Raw genomic sequence first — 22455 nt, 5'->3', positions numbered from 1 at the left:
AAATATCCCGGGGAGTCGCCCTTGGGGCGACGGGGGCAGAGCCCACTCACTCGGCGGCGATCCGGCGCGCGTCACTGGCAGCGAGGGGAAACACCTTCGCCGGATTGAGCAGCCACCGGGGGTCGAACACGTCCTTCACGGCCATCTGCGCGTCGAGGTCATCCGGCCCGTACTGGTGGGTCATCAGGTCGCGCTTTTCGACGCCCACACCGTGTTCTCCGGTCAGGCAGCCGCCCACTTCCACGCAGAGCTTCAGGATCTCGGCCCCCAGCGCCTCGCAGGTTTCCAGGTCGCCCGGCCTGTTGGCGTCGAAAAGGATCAGCGGGTGCATGTTGCCGTCCCCGGCGTGAAAGACGTTGGCGACGTCAAGGCCGTATTCCGCGCTCATCTGGCGGATGCGGCCCAGGACGTGCGGCAGCGCGCTGACCGGGATCGTGCCGTCGAGGCACATGTAATCGTTGATCTGTCCCATTGCGCCGAAGGCCGACTTGCGGCCGAGCCAGATGCGCGCGCTTTCCTCGTCAGAGGTGCTCTGGCGCAACTCCACGGGATCATGGGCGCGGGCGATCCCGGTGATGACCTCGAGCTGGGCATCGATCTCGGCATCGCTGCCCTCGACCTCGACGATCAGCAGGGCCTCGCAATCGGGATAGCCCGCGTGCGCGAAATCCTCGGTCGCGCGGATGCAGGGGCGGTCCATGAACTCGATCGCCACCGGCAGCACGCCGGCCTTGATGATGTCGGAAACGCAGGCGCCCGCCACCTCGTTGCTGTTGAATCCCATGAGCACCGGGCGCGCGCCCTCGGGCGCGTGCAGGATGCGCAGCGTGGCCTCGGTCACCACGCCGAGCTGGCCTTCCGAGCCGCAGATCAGCCCAAGCAGGTCATAGCCGGCGGCGTCGAGATGCGCACCGCCGATCTCGCTCACGGTGCCATCCATCTGCACCAGCGTGACGCCCAGCAGGTTGTTGGTGGTCACCCCGTATTTCAGGCAGTGCGCCCCGCCCGAGTTCATCGCGATGTTGCCCGCGATGGCGCAGGCCAGTTGGCTCGAGGGGTCGGGGGCATAGAAAAAACCGTCGTCCTCGACCGCGCCGGTCACCGAAAGGTTCGTGCGCCCCGATTGCACCCGGATGAACCGGTTGTCATAATCGGTTTCCAGCACCTCGGTCAGCCGCGCCACGCCCAGGATCACGCTGTCCTCGGTGGGCAGCGCGCCCCCGGCCAGCGAGGTGCCCGCACCGCGCGGGACCACCGGCACGCCCATGTCGTGACAGATCGCCAGGGCGTCGGAGACTTCCCGCGTTGATCCGGGCAGGATCACCGCGAGCGGTGGGCACTTGTAGGCGGTAAGCGCGTCGCATTCGTAGGCGCGCGTCTCGGCGGGGTCGGAAATCACCGCCGCGGGCGGCAGCACCTCGCCCAGCCGCGCCACGAGCTCGGCCTTGCGGGTCAGGATTTCCGGGTTCGGGCTGGGCAATTCCATGGCGCGCCTCCTGTATTGGTAAAAAAATATAACCAATTTTGCACTGTGGCAAGTCAAACCTGACGGCAGTATCGTCGCCGGCATGGACTGGATGACGCGCCTTGCCCAATTTACCACGGCGGATTACGCGGCGCTCGCCCTGCTTTTCGCAAGCTGGATCGCGATCGGCTATGCCGTCGAGCACCCGCCGCGCCGGCGGCCCTCCGTCTCGGGGCTGATGGCCCGCTACCGGCGCGACTGGATGGTGCAGATGATCACCCGCCAGCCGCGCATCTTCGACGCGCAGACGCTGTCGACCCTGCGGCAGGGCACGGCGTTCTTCGCCTCGGCCACGATGATCGCCATCGGTGGCTGCCTCGCGCTTCTGGGCAACATGGAACGCTTCATCGGCATCGCGCGCGACCTGACGCTGGAAAGCGACCCCGAGATCGTGTGGGAAATCAAGATCCTCGTCGTTCTCGTTTTCCTGTCCAACGCCTTTCTCAAGTTCGTCTGGTCGCACAGGCTGTTCGGCTATTGCGCGGTTCTGATGGCCGCGGTGCCCAATGACCCCGAGGATCCTCTGGCCCTGCCGCGGGCCGGCAAGGCGGGCGAGATCAACATCACCGCGGCGCGCGGGTTCAACCGCGGGCTTCGGTCGCTCTACTTCGCGCTGGCGGCAGCCGCCTGGATGCTGGGGGCTGCCGTCCTCGCCGGTGCCGTGGTGCTGGCCTGCCTCGTTCTCTTGCGCCGCGAATTCGCCTCGCATTCCCGGCGCGTCCTGATGCAGCCCGAAGACGGTACGAGCCACTCACGCGGAGGTGACACCGCGGCGCATGGCGAATCGCGTAACCTGGGGTCATGAAACACATCGCCCTTTTCGTCGCCCTTGCCATCCCCGCGGCGCCCGCGCTGGCCGATCCGCCCGAGATCCGCGGCGTCACCGCCGAATCGACGGCGGGAAGCTGGCGGATCTCCGTGACCCTCGCCCACCCCGACACGGGCTGGGACCATTACGCCGATGGATGGGAGGTGCTGGACGCCAACGGCGACCGCCTTGGACTGCGCAAGCTGCACCACCCCCATATGAACGAACAACCCTTCACGCGCAGCCTGGGCGGCGTGACGGTGCCAGAGGGCACGAAGGCCGTCTTCGTGCGCGCACGCTGTTCGGTCGACGGCTGGTCGGAAAGCAAAACGCGGGTCGAGCTGGCGGAGTGAACGGCGTCAGCTGCGCCGCCCCTCGCGCAGCCACCCGGCCAGAAGCAACCCGGCGGCCAGCGCCAGGACCGCCCATTCCGGCAGCAGCGGCACCTGCGTGACGCTTTGCGTGCGGTAGGCATCCCGCGGGGTGATCCCGATCCAGCCGCGCCCGGCGGCGGGCCGGCCCGGGCGCACCTCGCGGATGCGCGGCAGCCCGTCGGCCAGCGCCGTCACGCCGCCCTGCGTCGGCTCGATCACCGGCTGCAGGGGGACGCCGCTGGCGATGGTGCGTTCGAATTCGACCGGCGCCGCGGGGCCGAGGCCGATCACGGCCGTCTTGTCGCCGTTCTCCAGCCGGTACAGCCCGATCTCGGGGCCGGCATAGCCCGTCTCGAACCGCCCCGGCGCCACCTGTTCGAGGTCGCGCGTGACCGTCTCGCCCGAGGGCGTGGTGATGGTCACCGGCGGCACCTCCTCGTCGAGCGTGCGGCGGATGATGCGCATTTCCTGCCCGGCGGCCTCGGCGCGCAGCGCCTCCTCCTCCAGTTCGGGTTCCTTCATCATCCAGTGCGCGAGGCGCCGCAGCAGTTCCAGCTGCGGGCCGCCACCCTGGTAGCCCCGGTTCCAAAGCCACGCATGGTCCGAGGCCAGCAACGACACGCGCCCCTCGCCCACGCGATCAAGCACCAGCAGGGGTTTCGCGTCCTTGCCGGTCATCACGACGTCGCCCGCGCCGGTGTCCGTCACCTCGATCTGGCGCAGCCAGCGGCCCCAGTCGCCGTCGTGCAGTTCCTTCAGCCCGGAGGTCACCGGGTGCCGGCGGCCCAGTTCCGTGATGTCGGGGCGGTAGCCCTCCTCGATCACCCGCGCGGTGGGACGCGCCGGCACGACCTGCTCAAGCGCGGATCGGTAGATGCTGTCGGCGCTGGCGAAATCGGGGCCGGCCGCCACCAGCACGGCGCCGCCTTTCTCGACGTAATCGCGCACGTTGTCCAGGTAGATGCCGGGCAGGATGCCGCGCCGCTTGTAGCGGTCGAAGATGATCAGGTCGAAATCGTCGATCTTCTCGAGGAACAGCTCGCGCGTGGGGAAGGCGATCAGCGACAGCTCGCGCACCGGCACGCCGTCCTGCTTGTTCGGCGGGCGCAGGATCGTGAAATGCACGAGGTCCACGGAACTGTCGGATTTCAGCAGGTTGCGCCAGGTGCGCCCGCCGGCGTGCGGCTCGCCCGATACCAGCAGAACGCGCAGCCGGTCACGCACACCGTTGATCTGGACCAGCGCGGTGTTGTTGCGGTCGGTCAGCTCGCCCTCGGCCTCGGGCGTCGTGAACTGCAACACGTTGCGCCCGCCGTGCGGCAGGGTCACGGGCAGCTCGATCTCGCGCCCGACGGGCACCTGGAAGGTCTGCGGCTCTTCACCGTCCACGGCGATCTCCAGCGGCACCTGTTCCACGCCGTCGGGCGCCGCGCCCTCGTCGGTGATCCGCAGGGACAGCGTGATCTCCTCGCCCAGGATCGCGTAGGCCGGGGCGTTTTCCACGATCAGCCGCCGGTCCCAGTCGCCGTCGCGCCCGGTGTGCAGCAGGTGAACCGGCGCGGGCATGTCGGGCGCGCGGTCGATGTCGTGCAACCGCCCGTCCGACAGCAGGAACGCCCCGGCGACGCGGCCACGGGGTTCCTCGGCCATCGCCTCGGACAGGGCGGTCATCAGTTGCGTGCCGCCGTTGTCGGGGGCGTCGGGCACCGTGATGCGGCGCACCTCGGTGTTCTCGCGCGCCTCCAGACGGGCGGTCAGGGTCTCGGCGGCCTGCCCCGTCATGGCCGCCCGGTCGGCCAGCCGCTGGCTGGCGGTTTCGTCCTCGACCAGAAGGACGATGTCGGACAGCGCCTCGCGGTCCTCCTGCTGGTAGACGGGGCCGGCCAGCGCGCCCAGCACCACCAGGGCCGCCAGCCCCCGCAGCGCCCAGCCCGTCAGCCCGCGCCAGAGCGCCAGCGCGATGCCGCAGGCCGTCATCCCCGCCAGCGCGGCGATCAGCCACCAGGGCAGCAGGGGGTCGAAGATCACGCTCGCCGTCATTGTCCCAACCTGTCGAGAAGCGCGGGCACGTGCACCTGGTCGGACTTGTAGTTGCCCGTGAGCACATGCATCACGAGGTTCACACCGAACCGGTAGGACAGTTCGCGCTGGCGTTCCCCGGCATAGCCGCGGCCCACCGGGAACAGCGCGTTGCCGTCCTCGTCCATCGCCCAGGCCGCGGCCCAGTCATTGCCGCCGATCACCACCGGCGTCACCCCGTCGTTTAAGTCACGGAACGGCATGCCCTCGATCTTCTCGGCGTCCGGCGGCGCGGCCTCGACCCAGACATCGCGGCCACTGTACCGGCCGGGAAAATTCTGCAGCAGGTAGAAGGTGCGCGTGAGCACGTGGTCGTCCGGCACCGGCTCCAGCGGGGGAATGTCGAGCGGCCGGGCCAGGCTTTGCAGCTTCTTCCCGTTGGGCGAGGAGGCACCGAACCCGGCGACGTCGGCGTCGCGGGTGTCGAACAGGATCATGCCCCCCGTCCGCAGGTAGGCGTTGAGCTTGGCATAGGCCGCGTCCGAGGGGCGCGGCTGGTCGGGGGTGACCGGCCAGTAAAGCAGCGGGAAGAACGCCAGCTCGTCGGTCTCGAGGTCCACGCCCATCGGGTCGGCCGGTTCGACCGAGGTGCGGAAGAACAAGGTCTCGCTCAACCCGCGCAGGCCGGCGCGGGCGGTGTTGTCCACCTTCCGGTTGCCCGTCAGCACATGCGCCAGCACGACCTCCGAGGTCGCCTTGATCGCGCGGGCCTCGGCGCTGCCCTCGGCCCGCCCGCCGCCTTGTCCCTGCGCGACGGCGGCATCGCCCGCGGGCACGAGCAGCGCGGCGGCCAGCAGGGCAGCGGTTGCACGGGCCGGGCGAAGCCGCCCCGAAAGCGCCAGCGCGGCCAGGATGTCTGCCGTCAGCAGCAGCAGCGCCAGCGCCAGAAGCCAGCCGCCCAGCGGGGTCTCGTCGGGCCGGGCCAGCCCCGTGACGGGCACGTCGGCGGGCCATTCGACGGGCGCGAGCCGCGTGTCGGCGCCGATCACGTTGCGCGCCAGTTGCCGGTCCGCGCCCTCGTAGACGCCGGGCCGCAGGTCCGGCCCCAGCGGCGCCGCGACAAGCGTCTCGCCGGGCACGCCGGGCAGAGTGCCGCCGTCGTCGAGCTGCCCGAAGGCGTCGAGCACCTGCACGGGCTGCCACGTCGTGCCCTCGAGCTGCCCGGCCTCCGGCTGCGCGACGGCCGAGGACACGGCCAGACGTTCGAGCATCTGCACGAACAGCCCCGACAGCGGCAGGCTGGACCATTCGGCGTTGGCGGTGACATGGAACAGCACCACCTGTCCCGCGCCGATCGCCTTGCGCGTCACCAGCGGCGTGCCGTCCGACAGCCGCGCGATGACACGGTCCGACAGCGTGGGATCGGGTTGCGCGACGACCTGCGCGTTCACCGTCACGTCGCCGGGAATGTCGAGGCCGTGGAACGGGCTGTCCTCGCCGAAGGGCGCCAGCGCCTTGGGCTCCCCCCAGCTCATGGCGCCGCCCACGGTGCGCCCGCCCGCGCGCAGCCGTACGGGCATCAAAGGTGCCTCCTCGTCGCGCGACACGTCGCTGGCGGCCAGTTGCGGCCCGGCGAAGCGCACCAGCAGGCCGCCGTCTTCGGCCCAGTCGAGCAGCGCCTCCTGCTCGGCCCCCGACAGCCGCGCCACGTCGGCCAGCACGACCGCGTCGGGGTTGGCGGGCAGCACCTCCATCAGCGCGCCGTCAAGCAGGTCCGCCGTGGGCGCCAGTGCCTTTTCCAGGTAATGCAGCGGCGACAGCAGCTCGAGCCCCTCACGGTCCTCGCGCCCGGCGATCAGCGCGACCTCGCGCCGGCGCAGGCTGTCGTCGCCCAGGCTCACGGCGCCGGCGTGCCGCTGCGCGGCGATCTCGAACCGGTCGATGCGCGCGCGCAATTCGGACGGCAGGGCCAGCTCGCCCGTGGCCCGGGTCTCGCCCGCCGGCATTCGAACGGGCAGCCGCGCCAGAACGCGTGGCGCGCCGGCAGGATCACGCCCGTGCGCCTCCACCGTCACCTCGCGCGCCGCGCCGGCGCGGGGGCGCTGCACCGACAGGGTCAGCACGCCCTCGTTCGTCTGCGGCGGGGCCAGCGCCAGCACGGACCGCGGGCTTTCGCGCACGGTGACCGGACCGCGATCGCGCAGCGCCGCCAGCAGCCCGGTGCGGCCGGCATGGTCCAGCCCGTCCGACAGCCAGCGCGTCTCGAACGGGCCGGCCCCGAGCATGCCGGTCGCCGTCTCGATCATCTGCCGGGTCGGGGCCCAGGCGTGGGGCGCGAGGCCCGAAAGACGGCTGCGCCAGTCCGCGGCGGCGCGGAAAACGGGCGCTTCCGGCTCGGTAAGCCGAAGCACCGCCACGCGGCGGCCCTGCCGCCCGGCCTCGGCCATCATCCCGTCGAGCAACGCGCGGCGCGCGGGCCAGTCGCGCGCGCTGGCCCAGCTGCCGTCGAGAACGAACAGCAACGGCATGTCGCGATCCGCCGCGGCGTTCTCCGGCTCGGGGTTCAGCACGGGGCCGGCCAGCCCCACGATCAGAGCGGCCACGGCCAGCATCCGCAGGAGAAGAAGCCACCAAGGCGTGCGGTCGGACACGCTGTCCTCGTCGCGCAGGCCCAGCAGCAGCGCCACGCCCGGAAACCGCCGCCGGATCGGCGCCGGCGGCACGGCGCGCAGGATCAGCCACAGCAGCGGCAGGGCCACCAGCGCCACCAGAAGCCACGGCGCGGCGAATCCGATAGGGCCCAGCGTCATGCCCGCCCCTCCGCCTCGAACGCGCTGTAGAGCCAGAGCAGTTCCGCCTGCGCGCTGGTGCCGGTGTGGTGGATCCCGTACTGCCAGCCGGTGGCGTCGCAGAGGCGGCGCAGCTCGTCCTTGCGCGCCGCCAGCCGTTCAAGGTAACGCGCGCGCAGTTCGTCGGCCTTCAGCGTCTCGTGCGCAAGCGACCCGCCCATGGATTCGAAGATCGTGCGCCCGCGGTAGGGGAAGGCCTCCTCGGCCGGGTCCAGCACCTGAAGAACGATGCCGCGCACGCCACGATCCGCCGCGGCGGTCAGGCCGTCGCGCACCCGGTCGAGGTCGCCCAGGAAATCGGACACGAACAGCGCCTTGCCGTGGGGCAGAAGCCCGCGGATGTCCGGGCTGCCGTACTCGGCCGCGCCCGTCTGCGACAGCGCCGCGGCCAGCCGGTGCTTCTGCGCCTCGCCGCGGCGCGGCGGCAACCGGCCGCCCGACAGCCCGACGCGTTCGCCGGCGCGCAGCAGCAGCACCGCGGCGGCCATCGCCAGCAGCCTTGCGCGGTCGGCCTTTTCCGGGATCGCGTCCCCGGACGTGAACCGCATCGAGGCCGAATCATCCACCCACATCATCACGCTCTGCGCGACCTGCCACTCGCGCTGGCGCACGAACTCGGTGTCACTGCGCGCCGAGCGGCGCCAGTCGATGTCTCGATAGGCGTCCCCCGGCTGCACCGGGCGGTACTGCCAGAAATCGTCGCCCGTGCCGGCCCGGCGCCGACCGTGCTCGCCCAACAGCACCGTGCCGGCCAGGTGCTCGGCGCGGGCCAGCAACGGCGGCAGGCGGGCCGAATCCGCCTCCGCTCGGGCGCGGAGGGACGCGGCGCCGGTCAAGCGGCGGCCTCGCTGCGGGTGATCTGCGACACGGTCTCGGCGATAAGCGAATCGAGGTTCTCGCCGCGGGCCCGCGCGGCGAAGTTCAGGGCCATGCGGTGCACCAGCACCGGCTGCGCCATCACGGCCACGTCATCGACATTGGGCGCCAGCCTCCCCTGAAGCATGGCGCGCGCGCGCACCGTCAGCATCAGCGCCTGCGCGGCCCGAGGCCCCGGCCCCCAGGCCACCGCATCGCGCACCGCCTCGCTGGCCGATCCGTCCTCGGGCCTGAACGCGCGCACGAGATCCAGGATCAGCTCGACGATGGCCTCGCCCACGGGCATGCGGCGCAGCAGGCGTTGCGCGGCGATCAGTTCGTCGGCGGTGAAGACGCCATGCGCCTCCTCTTCCTCGGCCCCGGTGGTGGCCAGCAGGATGTCACGCTCGGTGCCGCGATCCGGGTAGGGCACGTCGATCTGCACCAGGAAGCGGTCGAGTTGCGCCTCGGGCAGCGGGTATGTCCCCTCCTGCTCGATCGGGTTCTGCGTGGCGAGCACATGGAACGGCGCGTCGAGCGCGCGGTCCTCGCCGGCCACGGTGACCTGGCGTTCCTGCATCGCCTGCAGAAGCGCGGACTGCGTGCGCGGGCTGGCGCGGTTGATCTCGTCGGCCATTAGAAGCTGGCAGAAGATCGGCCCGGGAATGAACTTGAACGCCCGGCTGCCGTCTGCGCCGGTTTCCAGAACCTCCGAGCCGAGGATATCGGCCGGCATCAGGTCGGGCGTGAACTGGATGCGATTGGCCGACAGCCCCATCACCGTCGACAGCGTCTCGACCAGCCGGGTCTTGCCCAGCCCGGGCAAGCCGACCAGCAACCCGTGCCCGCCGCAAAGCAGAGCCGAGAGCGCGAGGTCCACGACCCGCTCCTGGCCGATGAAGCGCCTCGTGACCGATTCGCGCGCCGTCGCGAGCCGGCCTTCCAGTGCCTCGATCTCGGCCACCAGGTCGGTGTCGTCGGTCATGGCAAATCTCCCCTGCGCTCTATATCCTCGGGGTGAATGTATCGCGCAGCGCAGAAATGGCAAAAGCAATGAGCAAGGAATCCCTCACGACCCCGTCAGCAGAAAGCCTTGCCGACAGGGTGCGCGCGGCACAGGGCGAGGGCCTGCCGCCGGTGCATGACTGGGACCCGGAATTTACCGGCGACATGGACATGCGCATCGCCCGCGACGGACGCTGGCTCCACGAGGGCCAGCGGATCGAGCGGCCCGGACTGGTGCGCCTGTTTTCCACGATCCTGCGGCGCGAGGGTGATGACTACTTCCTGGTCACGCCGGTCGAGAAGTACCGCATCACCGTCGACGACGCGCCCTTCGTCGCGGTGGATGTCGAGGCCGAGGGCGAAGGGCGCACGCAGGAGCTGGTGTTCGAAACCAACGTCGGCGACCGGGTCGCCGCCGGCCCCGAACACCCGATTCGCGTCGAGCGCGACGCCGAGACGGGCGAACCGGCCCCATATGTGCTTGTGCGCGACGGCCTCGAAGCGCTGATCGACCGCAAGAGTTTCTACCGGCTGGTCGATCTCGGCTGCCACGAGGACGGATGGTTCGGCCTCTGGGCGGGCGGCATGTTCTTCCGCATGATCCCCTCCGAGGAGATGCCGCGCGAATGACCGACGGCATGCCACAAGACACCGCCGTGATTGTCGGGGCCGGGCACGGGCTTTCGGCGGCGCTGGCGCGGCGGCTGGCGCGCGCGGGACACAGGCTCGTGCTCGGCGCGCGCGATGCCGACAAGCTGGGCGATCTGGCGGATGAGACCGGGGCGCGCGTCGTGCCGCTGGACGCCACCGACCCCGCCGCGGTGGCTGCGCTGTTCGATTCGCTGCCCGAGGCACCGCGTGTGGCCGTCTACAACCCGTCGGCCCGGGTGCGCGGCCCGATCACCGATCTCGACCCCGACGCGGTGCGCGCCGCGCTTGACGTCACCGCGCACGGTGCTTTCCTGATGGGCCAGGCGGCGGCACGGCGCATGCTGGCGGCCGACCCCCGCGATGGCGTGCGCGGCACGATCCTGTTCACCGGCGCCTCGGCGGGCGTGAAGGGGTTCCCGAACTCGGCCAGCTTCGCGATGGGCAAGTTCGCGCAACGCGGTCTCGCGCAGAGCATGGCGCGCGAACTGCACCCGCAGGGCATTCACGTCGCCTGGATCAACATAGACGGCGCGATCCGAAACCCCGGCCGGACCGAGCCGCCCGGAAATCCCGACAGCATGCTCAACCCGGACGCCATCGCCGAAAGCTACCTTCAACTCATCCGGCAGGACCGGTCGGCGTGGTCCGACGAACTGACGCTGCGCCCCTGGGTGGAACGCTTCTAGCCGGCAAGCGGCGCCTCAACCGCGCTGCGCCAGCACCACGCCCGCGCCGACGATCGCCGCGCCGATGGCCTGCGGCCAACTCCACGCCGCGCCGAGAACCAGCATGATCACCATCACGTAGAAGGGCGCCACGTTGATGTGGAAGGACGCCAACCCGATGCCCAGCCGCCCGACGGAGGCGATCCAGAGAAGCTGTGACAGCCCCATGGCGCAGACGGCGTAAATGCCCAGAAGCCCGAGTTGCCCCGCGTCCACCGGTGCGGCGGGCGCGCTGTCGAACCCCAGCTGCACGGCCCCGAGGTAGAGCGCGCCGGCAAAGACAAGCCCGCCCGCCAGCGTGACGGTGGCCCGGCCCGTGACCGAAAGCTCGGGGAAATCGCGGGCCGCCGCGTGGCTGCCCCAGGCGAACAGGAAGCACGAGGCGACCGCCGCCAGCGCGCCGAGACCGAACTCGGCCGGCACGCCGCCGCCGGTGGCCACCACGCCGCCGGCGACGGCAGCGGCCACGCCCACGGCGAAATGCGTGGTCAGGCGCCGGCCGTCGCGCCATACCTCGATCAGCGCCGCGGCGATGGGGCTGGAGGACGCGATGATCGCCACGGTCACAGGGTCGGTCAGCTTCTGGCCCACCAGCAAGAGCCATGTGCCCAGCCCGAAGCCGAGGCTGCCGACCATCAGGCCGCGCCCCCACCGGGCGCGGGCCAGCACGCGCGGTCCGTCCAGCACCGCCCACACCGCGACAAGAAACAGCACCGCGACCAGCAGGCGCGCCGAGATCAGCGCGAGCGTCGACCATGTCCGGAGCAGCATCTCGGCCGCCGGAAAGCCCGCGGCCCAGAGCATCATGGACCCCACGCACACGGCGTTGCCCGACAGGGCCTGCTGCCGCCCGGCGGCCGGCGCGGCCAGCCGGGCGGGATCGGGGCTTCGGGTCATCCCGTCACCTCCCGTCGTCGTCGCGGTACTGTCGCAAGAAGCGTGGACCAGACGGCCACGGGCATCGTCTAGCGTGAGTCGCTCGGCCGATCTATGCCGTTTCCGACCAGGTGTCGGAAACGGACGGTGACCGGCATCCGCCAGGGTTGTATCGTCCGGCCATGCCGCGTTTCGCCGCCAACCTGTCGATGCTGTTCACCGAGGTGCCGCTGCTCGAACGGTTCGCCGCCGCGCGCGATGCCGGCTTCGAGGCGGTCGAGATCCTGTTCCCCTACGACGAGGCCGGCAGCGCGATCCGCCGCGCCCTGACGGCCGCCGCGCAGACGCTCGTGCTGATCAACACCCCGCCGCCCAACTGGACGGGCGGTGACCGCGGGTTCGCCGCGATCCCCGGCGGGGCAGAACGGTTCCGGCATGACTTCATGCGCGCCCTGCGCTACGCCGAGGTGCTGGGCGCCGAGAAGATCCACGTCATGGCCGGCGTGGCCGAGGGGCCGCAGGCGCGGCGCACCTTCATCGATAACCTCGCCTGGGCCGCGGCGACCGCGCCGCACCGCGCGCTCACGATCGAGCCGATCAACCGCCACGACATCCCCGGCTATTTCCTCGATGATTTCGAACTGGCCGCGGACGTGCTCGACACGGTCGGGGCGACCAACCTCGGGCTGCAGTTCGACGCCTACCACGCCCATAGGATCACCGGCGACGTCATGGGCACCTGGGCGCGCCATGGCCACCGCGCCCGCCACGTCCAGGTGGCGGGGGCCGAGGGCCGGCACGAGCCGGTAAAGGGCGCGATCGACTATCCCGCCTTCTTCGCCGCGCTCGACGATTGGGGTTACGCAGGCTACGTCAGCGGCGAATACCACCCGTCGGGACGGACGGAGGCCGGGCTGGGCTGGATCACCTAGGCGCCCCGCGCCACGGCAAGTGCCGCGTCACTGTCCCGTTCCGCCGATCAGCGCGGGCGTTTCGCAGTGGGCGCCTTCGGGTTCCATCTCGATGGTGGCGTGATCGATGCCGAACTCCTCGGACAGGCAGCGCTTGATCCCGGCGCGCAGCGCGAGCGCGTCGGCGCCCTCCTCCATCACCACGTGGCCCTGGAAGGCGACCGTGTCCTCCTGCATGCGCCAGAGGTGAAGGGCATGCACGTCGGCCACGCCGGGCAGGCTGCGCAGCCTCGCGACAACGCGGTCAAGCGAGGGGTCGCCGGGGCTGCCCAGCATGAGAACGGCGATGGCAGGGCGAATGCCGTTACCCGCGTGCCACAGGATGTAGCCCGCGATCAAAAGCGTCACCAGAGGATCCACCAGCCGCCAGTCGTACAACAGGATCAGCGTGCCGCCCACGATCACCGCGACCGAGCCCAGCGCGTCGGCCACGTTGTGCAGGAACGCCGCGCGGATGTTCATGCTGCTTTTCGACATCGAATGGATCAGCAGGGCCGTCACCGTGTCGATGACCAGCGCCACACCCGCCACGACGACCACCAGCCAGCCGTCCACGCCCGCAGGGTCGATCAGGCGCTGCACCGCCTCGGCCACGAGGTAGAGCGCGATCACGACCAGCGTGGTGTAGTTGATGAGCGCGGCCACGACCTCGGCCCGCCCGTACCCGAAGGTCATCGCCGCATCCGCCGGGCGCCGCCCGATGCGGCGCGCGACCAGCGCGATCACCAGTGACAGCGCGTCCGAGAGGTTGTGAATCGCGTCCGCGATCAGCGCGAGGCTGCCGGCGATCACACCGGCCACGATCTGCACGACCGTCAGGCCGAGATTCACGGCGACCGCCACGCCGACGCGGCGGTCGCCCGCCTCGGCGGCATGATGGCTGTGGTGGGTGTGGTCGTGCGGCATGGTGCCCCCCTTTTCCCGGCCGGCGCAGGCAACTAGCGTGCACGTCGACGGGATGGTCAAGGGGAACGTGAATGGGTCCGGCCGCTGCGAAAGCGTGCCCCGCAAGGGCGTGGGCCGCGCGATGATCCCGGCGCGTTACGCCAACATACTGTTCAGCTTCATCCTGTCGGGGCTGATGTCCTGCATCGTGTCCGCGATCGCGACGCTGATGTCATCGGGGCCCGCCCAAGGGTTCCTCGGCCTCTGGCTGACCTCCTGGCTGTCGGGCTGGGCGGTCGCCTTCCCCACGGTGATGGTGGTCGCACCGCTGGCACGCCGGCTGGTCGCGCTGCTGGTGCGCGACTCGGAGTGACGGGGCGGCGCGACCGGCCTGTCAGTTGCGCACGACGTAGACGGAACATTCCGCGTGGGTGACGACATGGCTGGCCGTCGTGCCAAGAAGGTAATCCTGCACGCGGGGGTTGGCGGCCTCCATCACGATGAGATCAACGTTCTTCTCGTCGGCCAGCTTGACGATCTGGCGATGCACCGCGCCCTTGCGCACGATCGGCGTGATCTCCACCCCCTCCGGCGCGGGGTGGGCGGCGAGGAACTTGCGCAGCTCCTCGCTCCAGTAGGCTTCGCTGTCGTAGATATTCATGTTGCGTTCGAATTCGGGCACGACGGTGGCGACGATCAGCTTCGCGTCGCGCCGCTGCGCCATCTCGACGGCCTCCTGGTAGGCGTTGTATTCGACCCGCACGTGGCGGAGGTTCACGGGACAGAGGATGAGCTTGGTGTCGCGGGGCATTCTGAAGGGCCTTCCGGGCTGAGGGGCGAAGACGCATCTTGTATCCGATTCGCGTAACGGACACGGCGCACAAGCGCCACCCGCGCGCGTGCAAACGACATGTCTCCGCGCACGCGCGATTCTCTGCCGCCCGGCACACCCCGGCCCGGAAAGAAAACGCGGTTTGATCTTGCCCGCGGCGGCGCATACACGTCGCGTGTGTCGCGCCGGTGCGCCGGCGGGCGATCCGCGTTGGGAGACCGAATGCGAAAGCTTCCGGACAGCGTGACGGACCGGCTGGGCGACGTCGGAACGGTCTTCCGCGTCTCCTTCGCCATCGTGGGCGTCTTCGTGCTGGCGGCGGCCATCGCGCCCGGATGGGTCCAGACCGCGGCGCAGGCCGTGCTGCACGCCACCGCGACCAACGTGGGCTGGATGTATCTTCTGGTCACCACCGGGTTCGTTGGCTTCGTGCTGTTCCTGGGGCTGTCCAAGACCGGCCGGATCCGCCTCGGGCCGGAGGACGAGGCGCCGGAATTTTCCTATTCCAGCTGGCTGGCGATGATCTTTTCCGGCGGCATGGGGGTGGGCCTCGTGTTCTGGGGCGTCGCCGAACCGATGATGCATTTCAACGAGCCCCCCCTGGGCACCGGCCTGCCGCGCACGGCCATGGCGGCGCAGACGGGGATGCGCTACGCCTTCTTTCACTGGGGGCTGCACCAGTGGGCCAACTTCGCGCTGGTCGGGCTGGCGATCGCCTATGTCCGCTTCCGCCACCAGAGCCACGGGCTGATCAGCGAAGCCTTCCGCCCCCTGCTGGGCGACCGCGTCGATGCCGGCTGGGGCAAGGCGATCGACATCCTCACCGTGGTCTCCACCGTTTTCGGCGTGGCGACCACGCTGGGGCTGGGGGCGCTGCAGATCAACAGCGGCCTGGCGCGGCTGACGGGGCTGCCCTACGGCTTCGGCGCGCAGCTCGTGATCGTCGCGGTGATCGGCGGGCTGTTCATGCTGTCGGCGATGACCCCGCTGGACCGCGGCGTGCGCCTTCTGAGCAACGCCAACATGGGGCTGGCGGCATTCCTTCTGGCGGTCGTCCTGCTGTTCGGGCCGACCTCCTTCATCTTCGGCGTGATGACCCAGACGCTGGGCGAATACCTGGGCAACCTGCTGCAGATGAGCCTGGTCACCTCGCCCTATTCCGGCGGGCGGTGGGTCGAACAGTGGACGCTGTTCTACTGGGCCTGGGGGCTGAGCTGGGCGCCCTTCGTGGGCAGCTTCATAGCCCGGATCTCGCGCGGGCGGACGATCCGCGAATTCGTCCTGGGCGTGATGGTCGTGCCGGTGGCGCTGTCGATGCTGTGGTTTTCCGCCTTCGGCGGCGCCGCGATCCACTTCGAGATCTTCGAGAACGCCGGCATCGCCGAGGCGGTCGCGCAGGAGGTGCCCGCCGGGCTCTACGTGCTGCTCGACCAGCTGCCGCTGGGCGGGCTGCTGACGGTCGCGGCGATCCTTCTGGTGTGCATGTTCCTCGTCACCTCGGCGGACTCGGCGACCTTCGTGCTGGGCATGTTCACCTCGAAGGGCGTGCTCAACCCCGGCCGGGCCGTGCGCATCCTGTGGGGGTGCCTGCAGCTTCTGGTGGTGGTCGTGCTGCTGCTGACCGGCGGGCTGGAAAGCCTGCGGACGGTGTCGATCATCGCGGCCTTTCCCTTCATGCTGCTGATGGTGCTGATCGCGGTGTCGCTATACCGCGACGTGGCCCGGGAGGTCGCCCTGCGCGAGGAGAGGGCCAGGCTGCTGGACGAGCGGATCGAACGGCTGCTGATGCGCGCGGCCGAGCGCGAGGAGGCCCAGAAGTTCGAGGAGGAATCGCACCCCACCGCGCCGGAAGCCCATGACGAGCCCCTCGACCCGAACGGCACCGGCGACACCGACGATCCCCCGCGCTGAGCCGGCCCCGGCGCACCCGCCCGGAAACGCGCCAACCCGTTGGTTTTCCTTGGTTTTCCACGTCGGTGCAACGTCGGTATCGCGTCGGCGCGCCGACAGTGCGCCGCGCTTACCGTCCGGCCACCGGCCCGCGCGATCCTGCCCCGGAAAACAGGAGACCCGCCATGGCCGCCATGTCCAAGAGCCAACGCATCGCCCGGGAGCGGCTGATGCACGACCTGATCTACCTGATGCGCGAGGACTGGATCCCGCGCACCGTGGCGGAAGAGATCCCCGACGCCTGGCACACGCTGGAACACGACCTCGACGTGGCGGAACCGAAGGTGAAGGTCACGCTCTACCTCGATGCCTCGGTCGCGAAGTTCTACCGCGCGATGGGCCGCGGCTACCAGGCGCGGATCAACCGCCTGCTGGGCACCTACGCCCGGATGAAGATCGCCCACGAGGTGCGGATGGACGAGATGCTGGCCAAGCGGATGGCGGAAAGGGAGGAATAGGCCGCGCACGCGCCGCGCCGGCCGGGATGCGCATGGGGCGGGGGCTGCAAAGTTGGGAACCTTGGCCGCCCATCGAGACGTGACCGGCCCAGAGCTGCCGCTCGCGACACTTCTCGATGCCGTGCGGCGGCTTCACCGAACCAGCCATTCGGGTCTTGTGCAGCATTGAGGCCCGGCCCAAGCTCGGCCGTGCGAGACATCGCAGCCGTTGGCCTCCCTCGACGCGAATTGACTCCCGTAAACTGGGCGAGATCAAGCCGGCGGCAAGTTTGCTAAATTGTGGAAGAGTAGAGCATGACAACCAGAAAATACGAAGAGCTTCAATCACTGACGAGAGACTACGGGGAAAAGACGAGAAGGTTCCTGAAGGACGTCAAGGCCAGCGGCAGCAAAATCGTGGGAGCCTACGCTGCCTACTTAGGCGGGCCGAACACTGCTGTAGGCGCGGTCCCACCGCACGGTGAGTTTGAGCCGCAGGAGCTCTACCGTGATGCGGCTTTTGATTTCTATGGACGCAGCGTAATCTACTTGGAGCCGATCTGCATGGGTGTCTGCACCAAAATCGGGAACCAGTCGGACGATGGTGAAGCTTTTGTTCGCACCGTCATTGAATTCCACCCCTTGGATGCCGGATTGCTAATCCACGTGGGAGTTCAATCGAAGCAATTCCATATTAGCAATGTTTTGGAAACGGTTATGGACGGAATTTGCGAAGCAATTTTCCAAGATGTTCATCAGGCCTTTTCAATCGAGCTGGATCGAGCGCAGGGGCGTTCACGTATTGGCTTCCTCCCGAACACAGGTTGACCATTGGGCTTGAAGCTACCGTGCGGTGCTGCGGTATTTGACCCTTCGCTGGCGATGCCGGCAGCCACGCTGACGACCCATAGCTGTAATCCGCAACGAGGATCATTGCTGCACGGCAGCGTGCCCTCAGCAGACATCGCCCCGCGCATCGCACTACTTGTTCGAAATCACAAGCTGGATAGCGCGAGATCAAAGCGACTCAAGCCGGATGATCCTCAGCGAGTAAGTGCGCGCACACGATCAATCAGTACAAGTATTTCTTTCGCTCTCACAACGACACCAAGACTACTTGGTACGCCTACCCGCGCCATCGCTTGTGCAGCCGTTGGAGTCACTTCTGTGACTTTTCCATCGGCCTGATACAACTGAACTGCGAAAACTACACCCAGAAGCTTTGTTCTTTCCCCTAACGAAGCAGAATTATTCAACGCATCAAATACCACACCGCTGTTATAAAGAAACACTGGAGATCCGCTTGAGCCAGGATATATAGCACAGTCAATTAAGAACTTTGGCTCATTGTCATAGTCGAGCATTGGGGAAGTCGCCGTAAGGCCTCCCCTGAAAAGCGGAAGGTTTCTATAACTATCCCAAAGACCCTGCGGATAGCCGACGGTGAGAATATCCTCGACATACCGAAGCTGACTGGCGGAAGCATCATCAATTATGTCCGCCTCTCGAATAGCAGCTAAGTTTATTGGGTTCGGGCCTAATGTTGTTTGATTTAGTACGGGTCCAATAACTATCGCAGCCAAGTCTACTGCGTCACTTGGGTGATATACGACCAATCTCTGAAGATCTGTAATAGTTAGCGTCTTCGCATCCGCCGGAGTCGCAGTTCGAAAATCCGGCGCTTGTGAAAGAACGAGGCGTGCATTAGTGTATCCTTCTACTACGTGCCGATTTGTCACCAAAATTGGCGTCCAATTATCTCCCTCGGCATCTATGCGATACAGAAAGCTGGTTCCAACACCCGACCGCTGGCCGTCGGTACACTCCAAGCGAACGGTAGTTCGCACAAGTGAGTCAGAAACTGCCATGAAGCCTCCCAGCTGAAGCCTAAGCTGATTATCAGACGCCCTTCGTTGTTTCAATATTGAATAGCTCTAACAGATTATCGTAACACTGTTGCAATGCGGAGAAACGGACGATTACGCCCTCAGGCAAGGTCGGCTTCCTTCGTTGCGACGGGTCTGGTCCGCAGTTGCAGCGAAGGACCGCTGCCCGCCCTCCTTGTCGATGTTCCGACCCATGCTGCGCCGTGTCTCCGGGGCCGTGACCGGCCAACCGCCCCACCCCTCGATCTCGATGGCGCCGGGGCGGCGCGACCGGGGTTTGCCCGCGAATCGCGGGCCTTGCAAAGGCCGCGGGCGGGCGGTTGTATGCCGCCGGTGGCGCCCGCATGATCGGGCGCCGGGGGGTGGCTGACCATGTCGGAGACGCTGACGGCCCTTGGCGGGATCGGCCTGTTCCTGCTGGGCATGAAGATCATGACCGAGGCGCTGCGCGAGGCGGCGGGGGCGAACCTGCGCCATATGCTCGCGCGGTTCACCACCACGCCGCTGCGGGGCGTGGCGAGCGGCGCGGTGACGACGGCGGTCGTCCAGTCGTCCTCGGCGACCACGGTGATGACCGTGGGCTTCGTGGGCGCGGGGCTGCTCGGTTTCCCGCAGGCGCTCGGCGTGATCTACGGCGCCAACATCGGCACGACGGTCACCGGCTGGATCGTGTCGCTGGTGGGGTTCAAGCTGAAGCTGGGCACCGTGGCGATGGGCCTGCTGTTCGTGGCGAGCCTCGCGCTGCTCCTGTCGCAGGGGCGCGCGGCGCGGATCGGGCGGATCGCCGCGGGGTTCTGCCTGCTGTTCATCGGGCTGGACATGATGCAGGAGGGCATGTCGGGCGCGGCGGGCTGGATCACGCCGGAGCGGACCCCCGGAACCGGGCTGACCGGGATGCTGGCGATGGCGGCGCTGGGGCTGGCGATCACGGTGGTGATGCAATCCTCGTCGGCGGCCCTCGCGGTGGTCCTGGTCCTGCTGAGCAGCGGCGCCCTGCCGCTGATCCAGGCGGCGGCGGCGGTGATCGGGATGAACCTGGGCACCACCTTCACCGCGCTGATCGCCGCGATTGGGGGGTCAAGGCCGATGCAGCAGACCTCGATCGCGAACCTTCTGTTCAATCTCGGGACGATGGTGATCGCCTTCCCCGCGCTGCTGGTGATCGCGGGCCCGCTGGAAGGGCTGGCCGCGCGGACGGGGGCGGATACCGCGCTCGTGCTGTTTCACACCGGGTTCAACCTGCTGGGCACGCTGGCCTTCCTGCCGGTCACCCATCGCTTCGCCGCGCTGGTGGCCCGGCTGCGGCCCGACCTGAGCAAACGCCTGGCCCCGGAACTGGACCACCGCCTGCTCAGCGACGAGGGCGCCGCGATGCAGGCCGCGCACGGGGCGGTGACCTGGGCCGCGCGCGAGATCTTTTCGGCCTATTCGCTGGCGCTGGGGCCGGGCGGCGACGTGCGGCGGCTGGCGGCGCTGGACCCGCGGGTGACCGTGATGCTGGAGGACCTGAAGGACTACATGGCCCGGATCTCGGTGCCGCGCGACAAGCCGGACGAGGCCGCCGCCTTTGCCGCGCTGATGCACCAGGCCGACCACCTCGTGCGCCTGCTGGACCAGGCGGAGCATCGCGACTTCATCCCGGTGCTCGATCGCGTCGCGGTCACCCGGCGTCCGGCGCGGTGGTTCGCCGCCTGCCTGTCGTCCGATCGCGGGCTTGAGCTTCCCGAGATCGGCAGGCGCATGGCACGCATGACCGATCCGCTCGCGCACCGGTTCATGCGGCACCGGCGCGGCCTTCTTCTGGGCGAGCATGCGGGGATCTACTCGGTGCAGGACACCTTCCAGGCAACCGACGCGATGCGATGGCTCACGCGGATCATGCACAATGTCCAGCGCGTCGGCGAATACGACCGGGAAGTGCAGAACACTCTGGGCCACGGGGCTCTCCCCGCCCCGGACGCATGGCCGTCGCAAGCCGGCGGCGCATCGTCCGGCGGGTATTCCTGACGACCGTGTCGGCCGGCCTGATGGCGATGCCGGGCCACGCACGGCCCGCATTCAACGGGGCCCATTGACCTCGCTGCGCGCAGGGCCATGCTGGTGGCTCCGGCGTCGGGAAAGCTTGTCGCGCCGGCGCATTCACCCCTTCGACGACACGGCGACCAAGAGGACCGACCATGGCGGACCAGACGATCTACACCTACCAATCCATCGCGCAGGCCGTGCTCGACAACGGGATCGAGACCATGTTCGGCCTCATGGGCGACGCGAATCTTTTCATGGTGGACCATTACGTGCGCGGGTGCGGCGGGACCTTCGTGCCTGCCGCCTACGAGGGCAGTTCCGTTCTCATGGCGCTGGCCTGGTCGCATGTCTCGGGGCAGGTCGGCGTGGCGACCGTCACCCATGGCCCCGCGCTGACGAACTGCGTCACGGCCCTCGCCGAAGGGGCGCGGGGCAACGTCCCCATGGTGCTGCTTGCCGGCGACACGCCGGTCATGAACCCCCAGCACCTTCAGGGCATCGACCAGCGCGGGACGGTGAACGTCACCGGCGCGGGGTTCGAGCAGCTGCGCGCGCCCGAGACGGCCTCGCACGACGTGGCCAACGCGTTTTACCGCGCCCGCGTCGAGCGGCGCCCGATCGTGCTGAACATGCCGGCCGATTTCATGTGGCAGGACGCAACGCACCGCAAGACGGTCTTTCCCGTCTTCGACACGCCGGCCTATGTCCCCGAGGGCGAGGGCCTCGACGAGGCGGTGGGCATGATCGCGTCCGCCCGGCGCCCCGTGATCCTCGCCGGGGGTGGGGCCGTTGGCGCACGCGACCGGATCATTCGCCTCGCCGACCGGCTGGAGGCGCCGCTGGCCACCACCCTGAAGGCCAAGGGGCTGTTCAACGATCACCCCTACAACATGGACATCTTCGGCACGCTCAGCACGGAGGCGGCCTATGACGTGATCGCCAAGGCCGATTGCGTGGTCGCCTTCGGGGCCAGCCTGCACACCTTCACCACCGACCGCGGCAAGCTCATGCAGGGCAAGCGCGTGGTCCAGGTGAACGATGACAGCTATGCCATCGGGCGCAATTACCATCCCGACGCGGCGCTCGTGGCCGATGCCGGATTGACGGCCGACAACATCGCCTGGTGGCTCGACGAGGCGGAAATCCCGCCGTCCGGGTTCACGCCGGAACTCGACACCGCGGCGCTGACCCGGCATCCGGCAGGGGACCCGGACAAGGCCAAGCCGGACACCGTCAATTATGTCTGGGCGCTCGACCGGCTGGAAGAGGCCCTGCCGAAGGACCGGATCCTCACCACGGACGGCGGCCGGTTCATGACCGAGGTGTGGTGCCGCATTTCCGCACCGGACCCGAAGAGTTTCATCGTCACCGCGAACTTCGGTTCCATCGGGCTTGGCCTGCAGGAGGCAATCGGGGCCGGCCTCGCCGCGCCCGACAGGCCGGTGGTGCATTTCACCGGCGATGGCGGTTTCATGATGGGCGGCGTGAACGAGTTCAACACGGCAGTGCGTCTGGGCCAGGACATGATCGTGATCGTCGCGAACGACTCCGCCTACGGCGCCGAGCACATCCAGTTCCTCGACCGCAGCATGGATCCCGGCCTGTCCCAGTTCGACTGGCCCTCCTTCGCCGCGGTGGCCACCGCCCTTGGCGGGCACGGCATCTGCGTCACTTCCGCGGCGGATCTCGACCGCGCCCTTGAAGGCATCGGCACGCGCGACCGCCCGCTGCTGATCGAGTTGCGCCTCGATCCGAACGACGTGCCGCGGATGCGGATCTGAC

20 protein-coding genes are annotated in these 22455 nt (G+C 68.7%); 11 read left to right on the top strand and 9 right to left on the bottom strand.

Annotated features, from left to right (window positions below):
• Positions 1–46: 46 nt before the first annotated feature.
• Entirely contained in the window at positions 47–1486 is a 1440-nt protein-coding gene (locus CEF10_RS06125) for an FAD-linked oxidase C-terminal domain-containing protein (protein ID WP_101067246.1), read from the bottom strand.
• 82 nt (positions 1487–1568) lie between these two features.
• Here CEF10_RS06125 and CEF10_RS06120 point away from each other — a divergent pair, with 82 nt between their 5' ends.
• Together CEF10_RS06120 and CEF10_RS06115 are read left to right on the top strand one after the other, a co-directional pair.
• Positions 1569–2330, top strand: coding sequence for a DUF599 domain-containing protein (locus CEF10_RS06120; RefSeq protein WP_101067245.1), 762 nt, complete (start codon positions 1569–1571; stop codon positions 2328–2330).
• The gene (locus tag CEF10_RS06115; RefSeq protein ID WP_101067244.1) at positions 2327–2686 is read left to right on the top strand and encodes a hypothetical protein; all 360 of its coding nucleotides are present in this window, start codon (positions 2327–2329) and stop codon (positions 2684–2686) included. Before CEF10_RS06120 ends, CEF10_RS06115 begins: the two co-directional genes overlap by 4 nt.
• 6 nt (positions 2687–2692) lie before the next feature.
• Here the strand turns inward: CEF10_RS06115 and CEF10_RS06110 are convergent, their stop codons facing one another.
• The 4 genes from CEF10_RS06110 to CEF10_RS06095 are packed head-to-tail and all read right to left on the bottom strand — an operon-like array spanning position 2693 to position 9415.
• Positions 2693–4747 (bottom strand): glutamine amidotransferase, encoded by a 2055-nt coding sequence (locus CEF10_RS06110; protein ID WP_101067243.1) that lies wholly within the window; start codon positions 4745–4747, stop codon positions 2693–2695.
• Complete coding sequence (locus tag CEF10_RS06105) at positions 4744–7536, bottom strand: DUF4159 domain-containing protein (RefSeq protein ID WP_101067242.1); 2793 nt, start codon at positions 7534–7536, stop codon at positions 4744–4746. The genes CEF10_RS06110 and CEF10_RS06105 overlap by 4 nt, the downstream gene beginning before the upstream one ends.
• Complete coding sequence (locus CEF10_RS06100; RefSeq protein WP_101067241.1) at positions 7533–8411, bottom strand: DUF58 domain-containing protein; 879 nt, start codon at positions 8409–8411, stop codon at positions 7533–7535. The genes CEF10_RS06105 and CEF10_RS06100 overlap by 4 nt, the downstream gene beginning before the upstream one ends.
• Positions 8408–9415 carry an AAA family ATPase gene (locus CEF10_RS06095; protein ID WP_101067240.1) on the bottom strand — a complete coding sequence of 336 codons (1008 nt, stop codon included), beginning with the start codon at positions 9413–9415 and terminating at the stop codon, positions 8408–8410. The genes CEF10_RS06100 and CEF10_RS06095 overlap by 4 nt, the downstream gene beginning before the upstream one ends.
• Before the next feature lie 68 nt (positions 9416–9483).
• On the opposite strand from CEF10_RS06095, the gene CEF10_RS06090 reads away from it, so the two are divergent.
• Positions 9484–10065: a DUF1285 domain-containing protein gene (locus CEF10_RS06090; RefSeq protein ID WP_101067239.1), complete on the top strand. Its 582-nt coding sequence runs from the start codon at positions 9484–9486 to the stop codon at positions 10063–10065.
• A gap of 8 nt (positions 10066–10073) precedes the next feature.
• Positions 10074–10772 carry an SDR family NAD(P)-dependent oxidoreductase gene (locus CEF10_RS06085; protein WP_101067300.1) on the top strand — a complete coding sequence of 233 codons (699 nt, stop codon included), beginning with the start codon at positions 10074–10076 and terminating at the stop codon, positions 10770–10772.
• 15 nt (positions 10773–10787) lie between these two features.
• Here the strand turns inward: CEF10_RS06085 and CEF10_RS06080 are convergent, their stop codons facing one another.
• Positions 10788–11708, bottom strand: coding sequence for a DMT family transporter (locus CEF10_RS06080; protein WP_101067238.1), 921 nt, complete (start codon positions 11706–11708; stop codon positions 10788–10790).
• Between the two features lie 161 nt (positions 11709–11869).
• Between CEF10_RS06080 and CEF10_RS06075 the strand changes: the two genes are divergently transcribed.
• Positions 11870–12619, top strand: coding sequence for a hydroxypyruvate isomerase family protein (locus tag CEF10_RS06075; protein ID WP_101067237.1), 750 nt, complete (start codon positions 11870–11872; stop codon positions 12617–12619).
• A 27-nt stretch (positions 12620–12646) separates the two neighbouring features.
• On the opposite strand, the gene CEF10_RS06070 is transcribed toward CEF10_RS06075, so the two are convergent.
• Complete coding sequence (locus tag CEF10_RS06070) at positions 12647–13564, bottom strand: cation diffusion facilitator family transporter (protein ID WP_101067236.1); 918 nt, start codon at positions 13562–13564, stop codon at positions 12647–12649.
• Positions 13565–13616: 52 nt separating this feature from the next.
• Between CEF10_RS06070 and CEF10_RS06065 the strand changes: the two genes are divergently transcribed.
• Complete coding sequence (locus CEF10_RS06065; protein WP_332870135.1) at positions 13617–13916, top strand: DUF2798 domain-containing protein; 300 nt, start codon at positions 13617–13619, stop codon at positions 13914–13916.
• A 21-nt stretch (positions 13917–13937) separates the two neighbouring features.
• On the opposite strand, the gene CEF10_RS06060 is transcribed toward CEF10_RS06065, so the two are convergent.
• The gene (locus CEF10_RS06060; protein WP_101067235.1) at positions 13938–14354 is read right to left on the bottom strand and encodes a universal stress protein; all 417 of its coding nucleotides are present in this window, start codon (positions 14352–14354) and stop codon (positions 13938–13940) included.
• A 243-nt stretch (positions 14355–14597) separates the two neighbouring features.
• Here CEF10_RS06060 and CEF10_RS06055 point away from each other — a divergent pair, with 243 nt between their 5' ends.
• The 3 genes from CEF10_RS06055 (at position 14598) to CEF10_RS06045 (ending at position 17590) form a co-directional block, all read left to right on the top strand.
• Positions 14598–16286, top strand: coding sequence for a BCCT family transporter (locus CEF10_RS06055; RefSeq protein ID WP_101067234.1), 1689 nt, complete (start codon positions 14598–14600; stop codon positions 16284–16286).
• A gap of 164 nt (positions 16287–16450) precedes the next feature.
• Entirely contained in the window at positions 16451–16783 is a 333-nt protein-coding gene (locus tag CEF10_RS06050) for a BrnA antitoxin family protein (RefSeq protein WP_101067233.1), read from the top strand.
• A 294-nt stretch (positions 16784–17077) separates the two neighbouring features.
• Entirely contained in the window at positions 17078–17590 is a 513-nt protein-coding gene (locus CEF10_RS06045; protein ID WP_101067232.1) for a hypothetical protein, read from the top strand.
• A 215-nt stretch (positions 17591–17805) separates the two neighbouring features.
• On the opposite strand, the gene CEF10_RS06040 is transcribed toward CEF10_RS06045, so the two are convergent.
• On the bottom strand, positions 17806–18630 hold the full coding sequence (locus tag CEF10_RS06040) for a S1 family peptidase (RefSeq protein WP_101067231.1): 825 nt from the start codon (positions 18628–18630) through the stop codon (positions 17806–17808).
• A 390-nt stretch (positions 18631–19020) separates the two neighbouring features.
• Between CEF10_RS06040 and CEF10_RS06035 the strand changes: the two genes are divergently transcribed.
• Together CEF10_RS06035 and CEF10_RS06030 are read left to right on the top strand one after the other, a co-directional pair.
• Positions 19021–20655 (top strand): Na/Pi cotransporter family protein, encoded by a 1635-nt coding sequence (locus CEF10_RS06035; protein WP_101067230.1) that lies wholly within the window; start codon positions 19021–19023, stop codon positions 20653–20655.
• A gap of 170 nt (positions 20656–20825) precedes the next feature.
• Positions 20826–22454, top strand: a complete 1629-nt coding sequence (locus tag CEF10_RS06030; RefSeq protein ID WP_101067229.1) for a thiamine pyrophosphate-binding protein — start codon at positions 20826–20828, stop codon at positions 22452–22454.
• Position 22455: the final 1 nt, after the last annotated feature.

It is taken from the genome of Roseovarius salinarum, assembly GCF_002834145.1.
GTDB classification, from domain to species: domain Bacteria; phylum Pseudomonadota; class Alphaproteobacteria; order Rhodobacterales; family Rhodobacteraceae; genus Roseovarius; species Roseovarius salinarum.
The sequence above is the reverse complement of the archived record's forward strand: the minus strand, read 5'-3'. Positions and strand labels throughout refer to the sequence as shown.

What these genes read in the sequence shown, in the direction of transcription:
- CEF10_RS06060 (WP_101067235.1), bottom strand. Translation starts at nt 14,354, where the DNA reads ATGCCCCGCGACACCAAGCTCATCCTCTGTCCCGTGAACCTCCGCCAC.
- CEF10_RS06040 (WP_101067231.1), bottom strand. Translation starts at nt 18,630, where the DNA reads ATGGCAGTTTCTGACTCACTTGTGCGAACTACCGTTCGCTTGGAGTGT.
- CEF10_RS06080 (WP_101067238.1), bottom strand. Translation starts at nt 11,708, where the DNA reads ATGACCCGAAGCCCCGATCCCGCCCGGCTGGCCGCGCCGGCCGCCGGG.
- CEF10_RS06050 (WP_101067233.1), top strand. Translation starts at nt 16,451, where the DNA reads ATGGCCGCCATGTCCAAGAGCCAACGCATCGCCCGGGAGCGGCTGATG.
- CEF10_RS06095 (WP_101067240.1), bottom strand. Translation starts at nt 9,415, where the DNA reads ATGACCGACGACACCGACCTGGTGGCCGAGATCGAGGCACTGGAAGGC.
- CEF10_RS06125 (WP_101067246.1), bottom strand. Translation starts at nt 1,486, where the DNA reads ATGGAATTGCCCAGCCCGAACCCGGAAATCCTGACCCGCAAGGCCGAG.
- CEF10_RS06035 (WP_101067230.1), top strand. Translation starts at nt 19,021, where the DNA reads ATGTCGGAGACGCTGACGGCCCTTGGCGGGATCGGCCTGTTCCTGCTG.
- CEF10_RS06090 (WP_101067239.1), top strand. Translation starts at nt 9,484, where the DNA reads ATGAGCAAGGAATCCCTCACGACCCCGTCAGCAGAAAGCCTTGCCGAC.
- CEF10_RS06075 (WP_101067237.1), top strand. Translation starts at nt 11,870, where the DNA reads ATGCCGCGTTTCGCCGCCAACCTGTCGATGCTGTTCACCGAGGTGCCG.
- CEF10_RS06115 (WP_101067244.1), top strand. Translation starts at nt 2,327, where the DNA reads ATGAAACACATCGCCCTTTTCGTCGCCCTTGCCATCCCCGCGGCGCCC.
- CEF10_RS06120 (WP_101067245.1), top strand. Translation starts at nt 1,569, where the DNA reads ATGGACTGGATGACGCGCCTTGCCCAATTTACCACGGCGGATTACGCG.
- CEF10_RS06055 (WP_101067234.1), top strand. Translation starts at nt 14,598, where the DNA reads ATGCGAAAGCTTCCGGACAGCGTGACGGACCGGCTGGGCGACGTCGGA.
- CEF10_RS06085 (WP_101067300.1), top strand. Translation starts at nt 10,074, where the DNA reads ATGCCACAAGACACCGCCGTGATTGTCGGGGCCGGGCACGGGCTTTCG.
- CEF10_RS06030 (WP_101067229.1), top strand. Translation starts at nt 20,826, where the DNA reads ATGGCGGACCAGACGATCTACACCTACCAATCCATCGCGCAGGCCGTG.
- CEF10_RS06065 (WP_332870135.1), top strand. Translation starts at nt 13,617, where the DNA reads ATGGTCAAGGGGAACGTGAATGGGTCCGGCCGCTGCGAAAGCGTGCCC.
- CEF10_RS06045 (WP_101067232.1), top strand. Translation starts at nt 17,078, where the DNA reads ATGACAACCAGAAAATACGAAGAGCTTCAATCACTGACGAGAGACTAC.
- CEF10_RS06105 (WP_101067242.1), bottom strand. Translation starts at nt 7,536, where the DNA reads ATGACGCTGGGCCCTATCGGATTCGCCGCGCCGTGGCTTCTGGTGGCG.
- CEF10_RS06110 (WP_101067243.1), bottom strand. Translation starts at nt 4,747, where the DNA reads ATGACGGCGAGCGTGATCTTCGACCCCCTGCTGCCCTGGTGGCTGATC.
- CEF10_RS06070 (WP_101067236.1), bottom strand. Translation starts at nt 13,564, where the DNA reads ATGCCGCACGACCACACCCACCACAGCCATCATGCCGCCGAGGCGGGC.